The 12,792-nt window shown below is 39.0% G+C and carries 13 protein-coding genes; 2 read left to right on the top strand and 11 right to left on the bottom strand.

Features of this window, described 5'->3' with window-relative positions; translation table 11 throughout:
- Positions 1-14: 14 nt before the first annotated feature.
- The 6 genes from ACOT8F_RS17725 to cdaS form a co-directional block, all read right to left on the bottom strand.
- Positions 15-1,937, bottom strand: coding sequence for a vWA domain-containing protein (locus ACOT8F_RS17725; protein WP_421653249.1), 1,923 nt, complete (start codon positions 1,935-1,937; stop codon positions 15-17).
- Positions 1,938-1,946: 9 nt separating this feature from the next.
- A complete protein-coding gene (locus ACOT8F_RS17720) occupies positions 1,947-2,837 on the bottom strand; it encodes an AAA family ATPase (protein WP_421653247.1) in 891 nt (296 codons plus the stop codon).
- Positions 2,838-3,359: 522 nt separating this feature from the next.
- Positions 3,360-3,938, bottom strand: coding sequence for a superoxide dismutase family protein (locus ACOT8F_RS17715; RefSeq protein ID WP_421653246.1), 579 nt, complete (start codon positions 3,936-3,938; stop codon positions 3,360-3,362).
- Positions 3,939-4,064: 126 nt separating this feature from the next.
- The gene (locus ACOT8F_RS17710; protein WP_421653245.1) at positions 4,065-5,162 is read right to left on the bottom strand and encodes a C40 family peptidase; all 1,098 of its coding nucleotides are present in this window, start codon (positions 5,160-5,162) and stop codon (positions 4,065-4,067) included.
- Between the two features lie 247 nt (positions 5,163-5,409).
- Positions 5,410-6,630 (bottom strand): MFS transporter, encoded by a 1,221-nt coding sequence (locus ACOT8F_RS17705; RefSeq protein ID WP_421653244.1) that lies wholly within the window; start codon positions 6,628-6,630, stop codon positions 5,410-5,412.
- 469 nt (positions 6,631-7,099) lie between these two features.
- Positions 7,100-7,699 carry a sporulation-specific diadenylate cyclase CdaS gene (gene cdaS, locus ACOT8F_RS17700; protein ID WP_421653293.1) on the bottom strand — a complete coding sequence of 200 codons (600 nt, stop codon included), beginning with the start codon at positions 7,697-7,699 and terminating at the stop codon, positions 7,100-7,102.
- A gap of 309 nt (positions 7,700-8,008) precedes the next feature.
- Here cdaS and ACOT8F_RS17695 point away from each other — a divergent pair, with 309 nt between their 5' ends.
- Positions 8,009-9,373: an MATE family efflux transporter gene (locus ACOT8F_RS17695; RefSeq protein ID WP_421653243.1), complete on the top strand. Its 1,365-nt coding sequence runs from the start codon at positions 8,009-8,011 to the stop codon at positions 9,371-9,373.
- A gap of 32 nt (positions 9,374-9,405) precedes the next feature.
- Here ACOT8F_RS17695 and bshB2 read toward each other — a convergent pair whose 3' ends face one another.
- Genes bshB2 through ACOT8F_RS17680 form a run of 3 tightly spaced genes read right to left on the bottom strand, consistent with a single transcriptional unit; the run spans position 9,406 to position 10,758 of the window.
- Positions 9,406-10,071: a bacillithiol biosynthesis deacetylase BshB2 gene (gene bshB2 / locus ACOT8F_RS17690; RefSeq protein ID WP_421653242.1), complete on the bottom strand. Its 666-nt coding sequence runs from the start codon at positions 10,069-10,071 to the stop codon at positions 9,406-9,408.
- A gap of 22 nt (positions 10,072-10,093) precedes the next feature.
- The gene (locus ACOT8F_RS17685) at positions 10,094-10,444 is read right to left on the bottom strand and encodes a YojF family protein (protein ID WP_421653240.1); all 351 of its coding nucleotides are present in this window, start codon (positions 10,442-10,444) and stop codon (positions 10,094-10,096) included.
- A 59-nt stretch (positions 10,445-10,503) separates the two neighbouring features.
- Complete coding sequence (locus tag ACOT8F_RS17680; protein ID WP_421653239.1) at positions 10,504-10,758, bottom strand: hypothetical protein; 255 nt, start codon at positions 10,756-10,758, stop codon at positions 10,504-10,506.
- Between the two features lie 255 nt (positions 10,759-11,013).
- Here ACOT8F_RS17680 and ACOT8F_RS17675 point away from each other — a divergent pair, with 255 nt between their 5' ends.
- Positions 11,014-11,490 carry an Hsp20/alpha crystallin family protein gene (locus ACOT8F_RS17675; protein WP_421653238.1) on the top strand — a complete coding sequence of 159 codons (477 nt, stop codon included), beginning with the start codon at positions 11,014-11,016 and terminating at the stop codon, positions 11,488-11,490.
- Between the two features lie 137 nt (positions 11,491-11,627).
- On the opposite strand, the gene ACOT8F_RS17670 is transcribed toward ACOT8F_RS17675, so the two are convergent.
- Together ACOT8F_RS17670 and ACOT8F_RS17665 are read right to left on the bottom strand one after the other, a co-directional pair.
- Positions 11,628-11,882: a hypothetical protein gene (locus ACOT8F_RS17670; RefSeq protein WP_421653236.1), complete on the bottom strand. Its 255-nt coding sequence runs from the start codon at positions 11,880-11,882 to the stop codon at positions 11,628-11,630.
- A gap of 168 nt (positions 11,883-12,050) precedes the next feature.
- Positions 12,051-12,791, bottom strand: coding sequence for an SDR family NAD(P)-dependent oxidoreductase (locus tag ACOT8F_RS17665; protein WP_421653235.1), 741 nt, complete (start codon positions 12,789-12,791; stop codon positions 12,051-12,053).
- Between the last annotated feature and the right edge of the window lies 1 nt (position 12,792).

Raw genomic sequence — 12,792 nt, 5'->3', positions numbered from 1 at the left:
GAGCCTTCGCATTTTCACTGGCGAAGACTCTTTTTTAACAGCTTTTTTAACAATGGAAATAGTACATCAGGAAGTTCTTCCACATCTGTAACCATTATACTGAAATTGCCGTATATATTCTTTATTGTATTGTATTGGCTTTCTTCCACTTCCCCATTGGAAAGGAACACATTGATTACTTCAATCCCCTGTTTGCGGGCTTCAAGTACCGCTTCGTGTGTATCGACAATTCCATTTTGTTCGTAATTCATTGCTGCCGGTTCCCCGTCTGAGAAGACAAGAAGAAACTTTTGTTTTTCTGATCTTGCTGAAAGCTCATTTGACATATGACGGATCGCATATCCGTCTCTATTGTCTTCCTCCGGTTCAAGCTGCATGATCGCTGGTCCGCTCTCTGATTTTAGCGAATCTTTGTAGGAGAGCACTCTTTTAAAATAATTTGGCTGATACGTTGCAGTTGCATCTCCTGTGTCTTCCCAAAAACCTGTAACCTGATGAGGGACTTGCACTGATTTTAATGCTTCGTGAAAGAGTACAATTCCGCGTTTTGTCTCGTCCATTTTATCAAACATGGAAGCGGAACAATCGACAAGCAATGAAAAAACAGCATCAATTTGATTTGACGGCCGGTCTTTTTTATAAAACATTCTTGGATTATCCTCTGTCAGAAGCCTGAGAAGCTTTTTGTTTAACCGCCCTATGTGCAAATCATTCCTAGGCATATTTCTTTTATGCTCCAGCATTTTTTGAATCATCTGCTTCATTTTTTTCTGATATATTAAAATATCGTACTTGTAATCCCTGTATTTTTTTACTTCTTCGCTTAGTGAAGCTCTCGGCTCCAAAAAGAAAGGCACAGCATAGGAATTGTCTTTCCCGTACAGATGTTCCGCACTAAACTCCTCTCCCTTCCTTTTATCATCAAGTGCTTCAAGCTTTGAATAATCTTTTCTTGCTGTACTTCGAGCTGAACCCTGAACCGTCCCTAAAGCCTGTTCTCCATCTTCTCCCTCCCTGACGCCGTTTCCTTCCAAATCAGTTTTGGAGCCGTGTTCCAGATCAAATTTGAGAAAGCTTTTGGTTGCTTCACTTGTTTCTCTATGCCAGGTTGGAAGCTTATCCTCATGAACATCTTTGTCTTCTTTTTCCAGTTTGCCAAGTGAGTCATCTTGATCCAGCTTGGATTTTCTTTTCAGTTCATCAAAAGTCATCCCTGTATCTATTTCATCATAAATACTTTCTGATAGGAAAAAATAAGTATTCAGCATATCCTTAACCAACACTTCTTCCAAAACCTCAAGTATATTCAAAGTAAGTTTTGCAATATCTGAAGTGGCGTTTGCATCATAAACTTTTGATAGTTCATTTTCCAGAAATGGCAGCAAAAGCAGCAAATCTTCAAGGATAAAGGGTAAGGAATCAAGGGGAGACCCAGCTGTTACTTTCAAATAAACCCCATTAAAAAGGGCATCAGTGAAAATGCTTCTTTCCAGATTAATAGTCATCTGCGTTTTAAAAAATCTCCGGTACAGCTCTCTGCGCTTTATAAAGTATTTTGCCGTTCCAGGTCTTTCCGATTTACAAATTTCTTCAAGCCGAATGTCCTCAAGCAAAGTAAAAAGCTGTTTGCCAAATCCGGATAACGGGCTTTTTTTTATATCTTTCAAGAACTGCCTCACAACCATGTGGTCTGTATAAAAAAAGCTTCCAATTGACCGGAGATATAAATCGCTTTTCAGTCCTGCAACAGTATCCTGGAACGGCCTTTGGTTCCAGAAATGGCTTAAATAGATCACTTGATGGAATGGATCTAAATAAGATTGAACTTCATATTGGATTTCCGTATCAGCATTTTTCGTTAGCGTTTTAGCAAGATCACCAAGCTCCATAAATAAAAAAGAATCAATTTGACTGTCATTAAATTTAATGAATTTCATTTTAAAACCTCACTCAAAAAGAGTTTCGGAAATATTTCGAATGGCTGCTTTTTCCCTGTCATCTTCCAATTTTTCTACAATGCTGCGTTCAATTGCACGAATAGCAGGCATAAAAGCGGCAAGGTCACAAGCGTCTATAAGCGCCCTGACCGATGCTGCTTCTTCTGAAATCTGGCCGTTTTTCACCTGTAAGATCAAATCGCTTGAGAACCTGACAAACCTATCTAATAATTTATCATTTTCCAATATCGTCTGGGTTTTCAGCACATTTTTCAGCTGTTCACCTTGTACATAAGGGACATCTATGATGACGAACCGATTTTTCAGCGCCTCATTCAATGGAACTGTTCCTACATAGCCCTCATTGATAGCAGCAATGACTCCAAAGCTCTTTTTTCCTGAAACAACATCGCCTGTAAATGGATTCGTAATTCTTTTCCGATAATCAAGCACTCCATTCAATATTGGAAGGGTTTCAGGCTTTGCCATATTAATTTCATCAATATACAATAAATGACCCTTCGTCATAGCTTTAATAACGGGTCCTGGGACAAATTCAATATTTGTTTCTTGGCCATTTGTTTGGATGGTCTTATAACCAAGCAGTGCTTCAGCATCCAAATCGACAGAGCAATTAATACTGTGCATAGGCTGCTGAAACAAATAGGACAAGGTTTCAGCTAATCTCGTTTTCCCAGATCCTGTTGGACCTTTTAGCAGAACATTTTTACCAAGAGAAAGCGAAATGACAGCATCGATAAGGATCGCTTCATCTTCAGCAGCAAAACCGCCTTCACCGATAAGTGACAATTCTTCCTCTGTTCCAGCTGAAAATGTTCTATTCGTTAAAAGCTCCTTCACTTTGGAAGGCAGAAGCATAGACTCTAAATTATTTTTCATGTATAAATCCTCTCCAGACAATTAGCAATATGAATGAATAAATGGCTGTTCTCATAAAAAATTTGCTGCTCTTCTTTCGTGTTTAGAACCCGCTTGAAGAAAGCTTTGCGGCAACTATTCTTAAAATTCAGAGATGTATAATTTTCAGAATTCAATTAAATCATGAAAAAGCAGAAAAAATTAAGAATAAAACCGCATTAAATCAAGCCACATGCTCCGTTTATAAATACAAGCATTGATGCATGAAATTTACCCTTTAAAAAGTATACTAAAATCGCTGTAACTATACAAAAATTGAATATTCAATAACTGCTCTTTCAAAATGAAAAGCTCTTTTCTTAAACTTTGTTGCTCATGACCTATATTTAGTCCTAGAAGCCATTGGGATGGCAAAAACTTTAAGAAAAGATGCCCCGATGCTCGTCTAAATGCGTGATAAAAGCATGTACGAAAAACAACAATCTCTCTCGAAAACAGCCAAATGAAAAAAACGGCTGATCCAGATGGATGGCCGCTTTTCTTCTATTTCTTTATAACACCGCATATAATTCTCTTTCCTGCATTTCCTGCGGGATCTGTTTCATAATCGTCTGCTTTTTCATGGATCATCAGGGCGCTGCCGTCTTCATCCAAAAGCGAATTTTTTTTGCCTTCCTCAAGGGTTACAAATGGGGCTGTAACATTCACATCCACTTTACCGTTTTCTGGTACGAGAATATTGAGCATGTCCCCAGCATGGGGGCCCTTAGGATTTTTCAGGCCATGCATTTTATGATCCGGATTAAAATGGCCGCCTGCAGTCATAAAATCGGGTATTTTACAGATCCCTTTTTCATGTAAATGGATGGCTTTTTCTCCAGGGGCAAGTCCTTTAGCTATGACATGGACATTTATGCCTTTGAAGGTTTCTGAAAGGACAGCTGTCCCGCTTTTTTCTCCTTTTGTGTTAATTAAAGGGATCGTTACATCTTCTATTGCTGATTTATTGGCTGGAAATGATGGTTCTTCAGAGTCTGAATGGTGATGACTCATTTCAGGATGACAGGCCGTGATCAATGAAGCAGACAATAAAATACAAATCAGCAGCAAAGTTGGTTTCATAAACATCCTCCTTGGCATTAATCATTAAGCATTCTTGCCAAAAGAGAACTCTGCTAATCTGAATATTTAGCTTCATGAACGAAAAAAGCATCAGCAAAAAGCTGATACTTTTTCGTTAAATTGGGATTAATCTAAAAAACGCTTAGTCCCAATATAATGCTGTGTCCAGTAAGATTCACTCAAATTGGAAATAGTAATGCCTTTGGATCCGCTCGCATGGATAAAGTCTCCATTACCCAAGTAGATTCCCATATGGGAAGGACCCGCTTTATAAGTAGTAAAGTAAACAAAATCGCCTGTTTTAGGTTCACTCACAGGTTTCATAACATCCCAGTACCCTGCAGCACTTAGTCTTGAAACTGAAGTAACTTTATTTAAGACATAGTAAATGAAGCCGCTGCAGTCAAATCCTGCAGGTGTATTTCCTGCCCAGCGATAGGGTGTCCCCATTAGTGTTTTGGCTTCTGCAATCATTTTGTTGACTTTACTGCTTACTGCCTGATCATTTGTATCTTGAGAAGGAACAGTGCTGACACGTCCATCTGTATTGCTTGAATCACTGCTGTCCGTTTCAGCTGCAGAAACCTTGGTTAATTTCAGCGTCTGTCCGGGAAAGATCATATCATTTTTCAGATTGTTAGCTGTCTTTATGTCCTGAATGGTTAATTTCACTTTGTTTGCAATAATCCAAAGTGAGTCACCTGATTTAACTTTATATGTAGCAGGCATGTTTGTTTCTGTTGAGGAAGGTTTTTCATCAACAGCTGCTTTTACCTGTTTTACTTGTTCTTTTCCTTTCACTTTCAGAACCTGTCCGGAATAAATGATATCTCCTTTTAAATGGTTCAAAAGCTTAAGCTCCGTTACGGAAGTATTGTATTTTCTTGCAATAACCCACAGGGAATCGCCGAGTTTAACAGTGTGGCTAAGCTCCAGTTTAGCAGAGTTTCCCTTAGAAGAAATGGTTACTTTCTTTGGTGAAGTTAATGATGCTGCATGTGCGGTACCGGAAGATGGAATATTAAGGACCTGTCCAATATAAATAGAATCAGAATGCAATTTATTCGCTTGTTTAATAGCTTCTGCAGTTGTTTGATATTTTTTGGACAGTTTCCAGATTGAGTCGCCGCTCTTAACCGTAATATTTTCTGCAGCTGCTGCCGATGCGAACACTGAAGAACCGACAATCGCTGTAGCAGTAAGTCCCAGAATTTTTTGCTTCATTCCCCCTGTACCTCCTCATAACTATTCAAAAATATTTTAATCTATAAAAGACAATAAAACTACTTTTTTTTATTAAATCCTACAAATTAATGAATAATTTACCAATTATCTTGCAATTTCCTCCTAATAACAGGAAAAGCAGGCCGTTTGCCTGCTTCAAATTCTTCGCTTTACCTATCGTAATGACATTATTTTTCTTTTAAACGGGGAAAATAGCACTTTATCAAAATCATGCTGCAGGAAAAATCTATTTTTTAGCAGGAAGTTCAGTCCCATTAGCAAGTGTGCTTTTTATTTTGAACTTGCCAGAAAGTTTGTAGCTATACCCTATGACAATCAACATGGAAATGGCTCCAAAAATGAGTACCATATATTGCAGTCCGATCGTATCAAGAAAAATCCCGGTTCCTAATAGTACGATCTGGAACATGACCCGATCAAGCATGTTTCTGAAAGAAAAGAATCGCCCGTGGTATTCCTTGCTGATTTTCTTTTGAAATATAGTGGAGGCAATCGGGAAAAAGCAGCCTACGCCAAAACCAAACAGTCCGAAAGAAATAAGCGATGGAATGGCCAAGTTTGAGAAAAAGAGAGACAAATGGGCAATCGAAATCAAAAAACCAAAGGAAAACATCAGTTTAACCGATTCATAGCGGCCGGTAAGCCATTTAATAAAAAAAGCACCTGCCATAAAGCTTAATCCTTCAGTCGTATACAAGAGCCCCTTTATAGCAGCATTATGCTGAAGCTCGCTGATATTAATGACCATTAAGTTAAAGCCGCCAATGAAAAGTGTCGGAATGATGGTCAGCACAAGAGTCGTCAATACAACCGGAGCAGCTTTCAGAATCGGAATGATTTCTTTAAAACCGCCCTGTTTTCTCCTGGCAAAGCCTTCTTTTTCAGCTGAATCTTCTATATTCAAAAAAAGTGCAGTAATAAGGAGAAATCCATAAGCAGCCATTGAAGCACCATATAAAAATTCAAGACTAGTAACAGTGAGTATAGCCCCCGAAAGCGCTGTTCCAATAACCCTGGCAAGAGTGGCAACGTTCATATGAATGCCGTTCATCTGAATGAGCTCTCTTTCTTCTACAATCAGTGGAATAGATGCCTGCAATGCAGGAAAATAAAAAGCAGCGGAAAGCTGGATGCTGACCATAAATAGCACCATTAATGGAACAGACTGATAATAGAGTGCTGCAAACATGAACAATACACTTAAACATCTGCCTAATCCAGAATAGATTAAAACACTTTTTTTCGGAAAGGAATCAATGATCCGTCCTGCAAGAGGACCTGCCAGTACACCAGCAAGAAGACCGGTAAATAAAATAAGGGATTTTATAAAATCTGAGGGAATATGTCTTTGCATAAACTCCAGATTTCCGATAATCCCGGCCCAAAGTCCAAGTCCAGCTATAAATTCCCCAATTAAAATGATCCACACATTTCTGTTTTTAAACATAAGTATGCTCTCCACTATTCAATTTTTAACTCAATTTTCCAATTTTTCTTACTAACTATACCATCAGAAAAAGTATTTCGCCACACGAAATTTTTTAGCCTTAGAAAAAAACCTTCAGATCATTTTATCTGAAGGTTTGTTAATTATTATAGAATCAGCTCATTAAAGCAAAATTGATAAAGAATGCAATCCTGCCTGTAAAAAGCTTGATAAGCGCAAAGCTAAGAAAACCGAATGCCACACCTTCTGCCATGCTGAAGGTTAAAGGCATCATAATGATTGTAAGAAACGCCGGAACCAGCTTAGTAAGGTCATCAAATAGTCGTGTTTCTCTTACCTAAATGAAAAAAACCGTCGAGTCTTGATGAAAATTTGTTCAAGTTCTTTCCTCCTAGCCGTCTCTATCCTAAAACGTACGAGCTATTATATATTTTAAAAATGAGCATAGACGTTCAACTATTATTCCAATTCACAGATTATTTGTACTAATGGGATAAAGCGAACCATCCTTTGCAAAGGATAATTTCCCTGTCTCCTCTGAGACCACTAGTATTAAAGCATCCGTACGTTCAGATAAACCGATTGCCGCTCTATGGCGAGTGCCAAGCTTACTCTCGCCAGCATTAATACTGGATAAAGGCAGCACATTCGCTGCAGAAAGGATCATGCTTTCTTTTATAAGCACAGCCCCATCATGCAGCGGATTTCCAGGGTAAAAAATACTTTCAATCAGTGAGCTCGAAAGCTCGGCATTGACCGTTATACCCCGATGAATATGCGATGCTATTTCATTATGCCTCTGTACAACAATCAAAGCACCGTGTCTTGTTTGAGCTAAGTGGTTAATAGCTGTCGCAAGCGCATCAAAATCCTCTATATAGTTCGATAAATAAGCTCTTAAATAGAAAGTTGATGCAGCTGACTGGATTTTATAAAACCCTTTTTTTATGTCCTCCAATTCACAGAGAAGACATTGAGTATCAGAACGAAGTTCTTTAATGAGTTTTTCTGAACGGATGATAATATCCTTTAAATTCTCCTGCACTTCCATCTTAATTCCCTCAAGCATTTGGTCTTTCTTCTCCACCGTTCCACCCCCGGACTCGTTTCTCCTTACTTTCTCTCTTATATAGGAAGCTCATGCAGAGGAATAATTTCTTTTATTTGGAAAATATTAAAAATGAGGAGGGTTTATATGATCATTCAAAAAATTATCCAGTATTTTTGCAGTATTTCCGGCGCTGTTGCTCTTGGATTTGTCTATTATAAAATGTTCCGGAATGAGGTTAAGGCAAAAAAAGAAAAACAAAATTAAGAGGACAGCATTGTTACATGTTATAATGCTCTCATTATGAATTTTGCTAGAGAGGGCTGCTTCATGAGAAAAACAACGAGCACCAGCCAGAAATTAAATCAATTTCTGGTTATTTTAATCCCTATACTTATTACGCAACTAGGGCTCTATTCGATGACATTTATGGATACAGCCATGTCAGGCCATGTTAGGCAGACGGATCTTGCTGGTGTTGCCATTGGTTCAAGCCTATGGGTTCCTGTTTACACCGGCTTAAGCGGCATCCTGCTTGCCATTACCCCAATTGTTTCGCAGAGCATTGGCGCGAATAGGCATGACCGGGTCGGTTTTTCGGTCATTCAGGGAGTTTATCTTGCAGGCGCTATTGCTGTCGCTGTAACTATTGCAGGGGCACTCATACTTAATCCAGTATTGTCTTCATTAAACCTTGAACCTGACGTGGAGAGAATTTCCAGGAACTATTTAATTGCCCTGTCAATTGGAATTATCCCTTTGTTTGTATATAACGTTCTTAGAGGATTTATGGATTCTCTTGGATTGACGAGAGTTTCTATGATCATTACATTGATCGCCGTTCCTGTTAATTTTTTTCTGAACTACCTTTTTATTTTTGGGAATTTTGGTTTTCCAAAGCTTGGCGGAGTCGGTTCCGGAGTGGCATCAGCTATAACTTACTGGGTCATTTCCATTATTGCTGTATTTATTATTTTTAGAAAACAGCCTTTTGTCAGATTTGGGGTATTCTCCAGACTTTATCGCATTTCCCTTCAGAGCTGGAAAGAAATTTTAAAAATAGGTGTTCCAATCGGCCTTGCCATTTTTTTTGAAACGAGTATTTTTGCAGCGGTCACTCTTTTTATGAGCCGCTTCGATACAGTAACCATTGCATCTCACCAGGCTGCTATGAATTTTGCTTCTTTTTTATATATGCTTCCTTTAAGCATATCGATGGCTTTAACGATCGTCGTGGGATTTGAAGCTGGAGCAAAACGCTACAGAGATGCAAAGCAATATGCAGGTATCGGCATTTTGACAGCGATCCTGTTTTCATTAGCGACTGCAGCTGTGATCTTCTTTTTCAGGGAGCCTATTGCAGGGATATACACGAGTAATCACAAAGTTCTAGAGCTGACGCAGCAATTTCTTATTTACGCGATCTTTTTCCAGCTTTCAGATGCGATAGCTGCACCCATTCAAGGGGCACTGAGAGGATATAAAGATGTGAACATTACCTTTTTAACTGCGCTTATCTCGTATTGGATCATCGGGCTTCCCTCTGGCTATCTGCTGGCGAATTACAGTTCAATGGGAGCCTTCGGCTATTGGATTGGTCTTATTACGGGCCTTGCTGCAGGCGCAGTTGGGCTCAGTTTCAGGCTTCGCTATATTCAGCAAAAAGTTCAATCCTATCAAAAAGTTACTGCATAAGCAAAAAACCCGGGATCCCCGGGTTTTTTCATTCAGTCCCATTTATATGTCCAAAAAATCTCCTGTTCAAAAAGCCAATTCATGATTTCAGGATTGTTCTCATTATACTTTGCTTCCATTTCCTTAATCAGTCCTTCTGTTTGGGAGCGATGAGCTTTCAATGCTTCAAGCTTAACTTTTGCAACTTCCCTGATATCGATGATCACGTTGGGTTTGCCTAATGCTTCTTCTCGATTTTTCGTAATGGCCATGCAATAAGTGAGAGGGCGCTTTTCTTTCGGAAGCCGCTTCAAGGCATGAATAACGGCTCTCCCAGTAGCATCATGATCTGGATGAACACCGTGTTCAGGATAAAATGTCACAACCAAGGTAGGCTGAAGTTCATTAATTAACTCTTCAATACGATCGGCAAAAAGTTCAATGTCCTCAAATTCGAGTGTTTTATCCCTCATGCCAAGCATGCGCAAATCCTGTATATCCATTGCCTGACATGCTGCTTCAAGCTCCCTTTTCCGTATGAAGGGAAGCACTTCCCTGTTCGCAAATAGAGGGCTTCCCATATTCCTGCCCATTTCGCCTAGAGTCAGGCAAGCATATGTTACAGGAATGCCTTCTTTTCTTTTTAATGCTATTGAACCCGCAACTCCAAATGATTCATCATCAGGATGCGGCAAGATAACGAGCATATGTTCCTTCATTTTTCATTCTCCTTCTGTCAGATTATGAGGGAAATGGCGTTTCGCTTAATTCCAGCGCAATGGCCAATTTTCCGTCCGCATTATGTCCAGCTGTAAGCAATCGATTTTGTTCATCAATTGAAAAATCAGTTAACCCTTCAGCATATGTCCAGCCATTATGAATCTTCAAACCAATTCGATAAGGGCCATTACCTGTAATTTTTGCTTGTTCATATGTAACTTCAGCATTTCGAATGAACGCTACGACTGTCATATTGCTTTCATTTCTATGAGCAGAATAGGCTCCTGTCGTTGTTTCAAGATGAATGAAAAGCTTTTTATTCAGCTTTTGATCCAAGTATTCTTGAATTTCCTTTTTATCAATGGGTTTCATGCTTTTTCCTCCGTATCAGTTAAATAAGGAATATCATTAAGCTATCCATTTCCTAAGCTCTATAACAATTCCATTGTATCTAAATGCAGCTGAATCAAAGCCGCTTTTTCGTCATTTGACAAATTTGAATTCATGATCCTTTTGGCTGCTGCTGTAAACTTCTCATAATGTGATTTTCTAAGCCTTGGGTGGGTTAACTCATCTCTTAAATCCTGTAGTACAGCCTCTTTCAATATTTCTTCTGGATTTTTTAAAGGTGCATGAAAGCTTCGATTATTCCACAGGCTTTGATAGCTTTCGAAAAGTGTATTCATATCCCCCATATCGAATTTCCTTCCCTGTTTTTAGTGTGTCTTTCTATTATGACAGGGTACCCTTTAAAATCAAAATGGCACTTTATGAACATAGGCTATTTTCTTTATTTGAATAGGAATGGCAGTCTATAGACTTTAAAGCGTTCTATGCTCTCTTGCACATTATACATGTCCCTTTAAATCCTTAACAAGCAAAAGGCTTATAACTGCATATAATGGAAAGGAAACGCCCATTTAAAGGAGTTGAAGCACCTTATGTTTCCTTGGAACAGCCAATTTCCATTTCAGCAATCGAAAATGCCGGATTATTTGAAAAAAATGAATCCAAATGAAGTAGAGAATTACGTCAGCCAAGTGATGAGCCAGGTTTTTGGAAATGATCTTGCCTCCTCTTTCCCTTTTCCGAAGCAGCAGGAAAAGCAGGAGGAAGAAACAGCATCTCCTGAAAAAAGAAAGAAGCCGGTTCATGAAATTTTCGAAACAAATGAACATGTTTTTGTAAAATTTGATGTTGACCCTGAAACGGCTAAGCAAATGAAAATTGAGCACTCCTCTCACAGGCTTTTTTTGCAAAACTATCCTGAGGAAGGAAAATCAGAATATATAAACCTTCCCTCCTTAGTGAAAAGAAAGGGGTCAAAAGCGGTTTACCGTGAAAAAGTTCTTGAACTGACCCTTTTAAAAAATGAAGATAACACACTGACTGAAATAGGAATCATTTATAGCGAATAAAAACTACCTGCTCGCATCAGGTAGTTTTTTTTCGTCACAATCTAATAAGAAAAGGATGAATCATCAAACAAGGTTATTATGGGCTATCTGCCTTTATGCACAAAGTCAGTTATGTCCTGCACCTGATTTTCCTATCGTTAAAATCCGTAACCAGGTCCCCCCTGGTATCCAAAACCGGTACCAGGATAACCAAAGCCTGTTCCATAGCCTGGAAAAGCACCATAACCACCATAACCATACGGCGGGTAATATGGTCTTGCAAAAGCACCAACTATTGCTCCCCCAAGCAATCCTCCTGCAAGTCCTCCTAAAAATGGAGCTCCAAAAAAGAAACGGCTGTCTCCAGGATAGTAAGATAATCGATAATCGTAAGGGTACAAATTCTGCTGCATTCAATTCCCCTCCTTTTTCATATGCCTACCAGCAGGTTATTCACCTAATGGGAAAAGGAGTGGGCGAATAAACCCTCTTTAGCTTTTATCCCTCTAATTATTTACCCGATTCATTTTTTCATTCAAGTGACAGCTTGGAATAACCATTCATGGTTAGAGAAAAATGGTTTAATCCTCTACATATATCATCTTTCTTGTCATTCCTCCATCAATTGTTAAATTCGTTCCATTTACAAAATTGTTTTTAGGATCTGTTAAATATAAACACGCTTCAGCTATATCAGAAGGTTTTCCGACTCTTTTGGAAAAATGCTGTTCATGATCTTCATTCTTTAGCTTTTCATAATCTCCAGTATGAATCCAGCCAGGAGATACAGCATTAACTGTAATTCGGTCGTTTTGAAGCGAAGCAGCTAATGCATGAGTTAATGCAACAATGCCCCCCTTAGAAGCAGCATAGGCTTCAGAATCAGGCTCTGACATTTGCGCCCGAGTAGACGCCATATTAACAATAAACCCTCCGTCTGTATTGGTCTTCATATATTTTGCAGCTTCCCTGGAGAAGAAAAAGACACTGCTCAGATTGACAGCCAGCACATCTTGCCATTCTTCAAAGGTGAGTTCATGCAGCGGCTTAAACGCAGAAACTCCGGCATTATTAACCAAAACATCAATACTGCCATAGGTTTCAGCTGTTTTTGCTACACAGTTTTTTATCTCTTCCTCTTTTCGCACATCCGTTTTTATAAATAAAGCTTCTCCGCCCTGCTTCGTAATCTCTTCTTCAAGCTTTTTGCCTGCTGCTTCATCAATATCTGCAAGAATAACCCTGTTCTTCTTTTCAGCAAAGGCTTTTGCTACTGCATAGCCAATCCCATTTGAAGCTCCCGTTACAATAATTGTTCGCATG

The sequence above is a fragment of the Chryseobacillus diguaensis genome (genome assembly GCF_049220665.1).
In the GTDB taxonomy this organism is placed as follows: domain Bacteria; phylum Bacillota; class Bacilli; order Bacillales; family Bacillaceae; genus Metabacillus_B.
Note: the sequence above shows the minus strand (reverse complement) of the source record. Positions and strands in the feature narration are given on the sequence as shown.

What these genes read in the sequence shown, in the direction of transcription:
- ACOT8F_RS17675 (WP_421653238.1), top strand. Translation starts at nt 11,014, where the DNA reads ATGTTTCCTTGGAACAGCCAATTTCCATTTCAGCAATCGAAAATGCCG.
- ACOT8F_RS17720 (WP_421653247.1), bottom strand. Translation starts at nt 2,837, where the DNA reads ATGAAAAATAATTTAGAGTCTATGCTTCTGCCTTCCAAAGTGAAGGAG.
- ACOT8F_RS17665 (WP_421653235.1), bottom strand. Translation starts at nt 12,791, where the DNA reads ATGCGAACAATTATTGTAACGGGAGCTTCAAATGGGATTGGCTATGCA.
- ACOT8F_RS17710 (WP_421653245.1), bottom strand. Translation starts at nt 5,162, where the DNA reads ATGAAGCAAAAAATTCTGGGACTTACTGCTACAGCGATTGTCGGTTCT.
- ACOT8F_RS17715 (WP_421653246.1), bottom strand. Translation starts at nt 3,938, where the DNA reads ATGAAACCAACTTTGCTGCTGATTTGTATTTTATTGTCTGCTTCATTG.
- bshB2 (WP_421653242.1), bottom strand. Translation starts at nt 10,071, where the DNA reads ATGAAGGAACATATGCTCGTTATCTTGCCGCATCCTGATGATGAATCA.
- ACOT8F_RS17685 (WP_421653240.1), bottom strand. Translation starts at nt 10,444, where the DNA reads ATGAAACCCATTGATAAAAAGGAAATTCAAGAATACTTGGATCAAAAG.
- ACOT8F_RS17705 (WP_421653244.1), bottom strand. Translation starts at nt 6,630, where the DNA reads ATGTTTAAAAACAGAAATGTGTGGATCATTTTAATTGGGGAATTTATA.
- cdaS (WP_421653293.1), bottom strand. Translation starts at nt 7,699, where the DNA reads ATGCTTGAGGGAATTAAGATGGAAGTGCAGGAGAATTTAAAGGATATT.
- ACOT8F_RS17695 (WP_421653243.1), top strand. Translation starts at nt 8,009, where the DNA reads ATGAGAAAAACAACGAGCACCAGCCAGAAATTAAATCAATTTCTGGTT.
- ACOT8F_RS17725 (WP_421653249.1), bottom strand. Translation starts at nt 1,937, where the DNA reads ATGAAATTCATTAAATTTAATGACAGTCAAATTGATTCTTTTTTATTT.
- ACOT8F_RS17670 (WP_421653236.1), bottom strand. Translation starts at nt 11,882, where the DNA reads ATGCAGCAGAATTTGTACCCTTACGATTATCGATTATCTTACTATCCT.
- ACOT8F_RS17680 (WP_421653239.1), bottom strand. Translation starts at nt 10,758, where the DNA reads ATGAATACACTTTTCGAAAGCTATCAAAGCCTGTGGAATAATCGAAGC.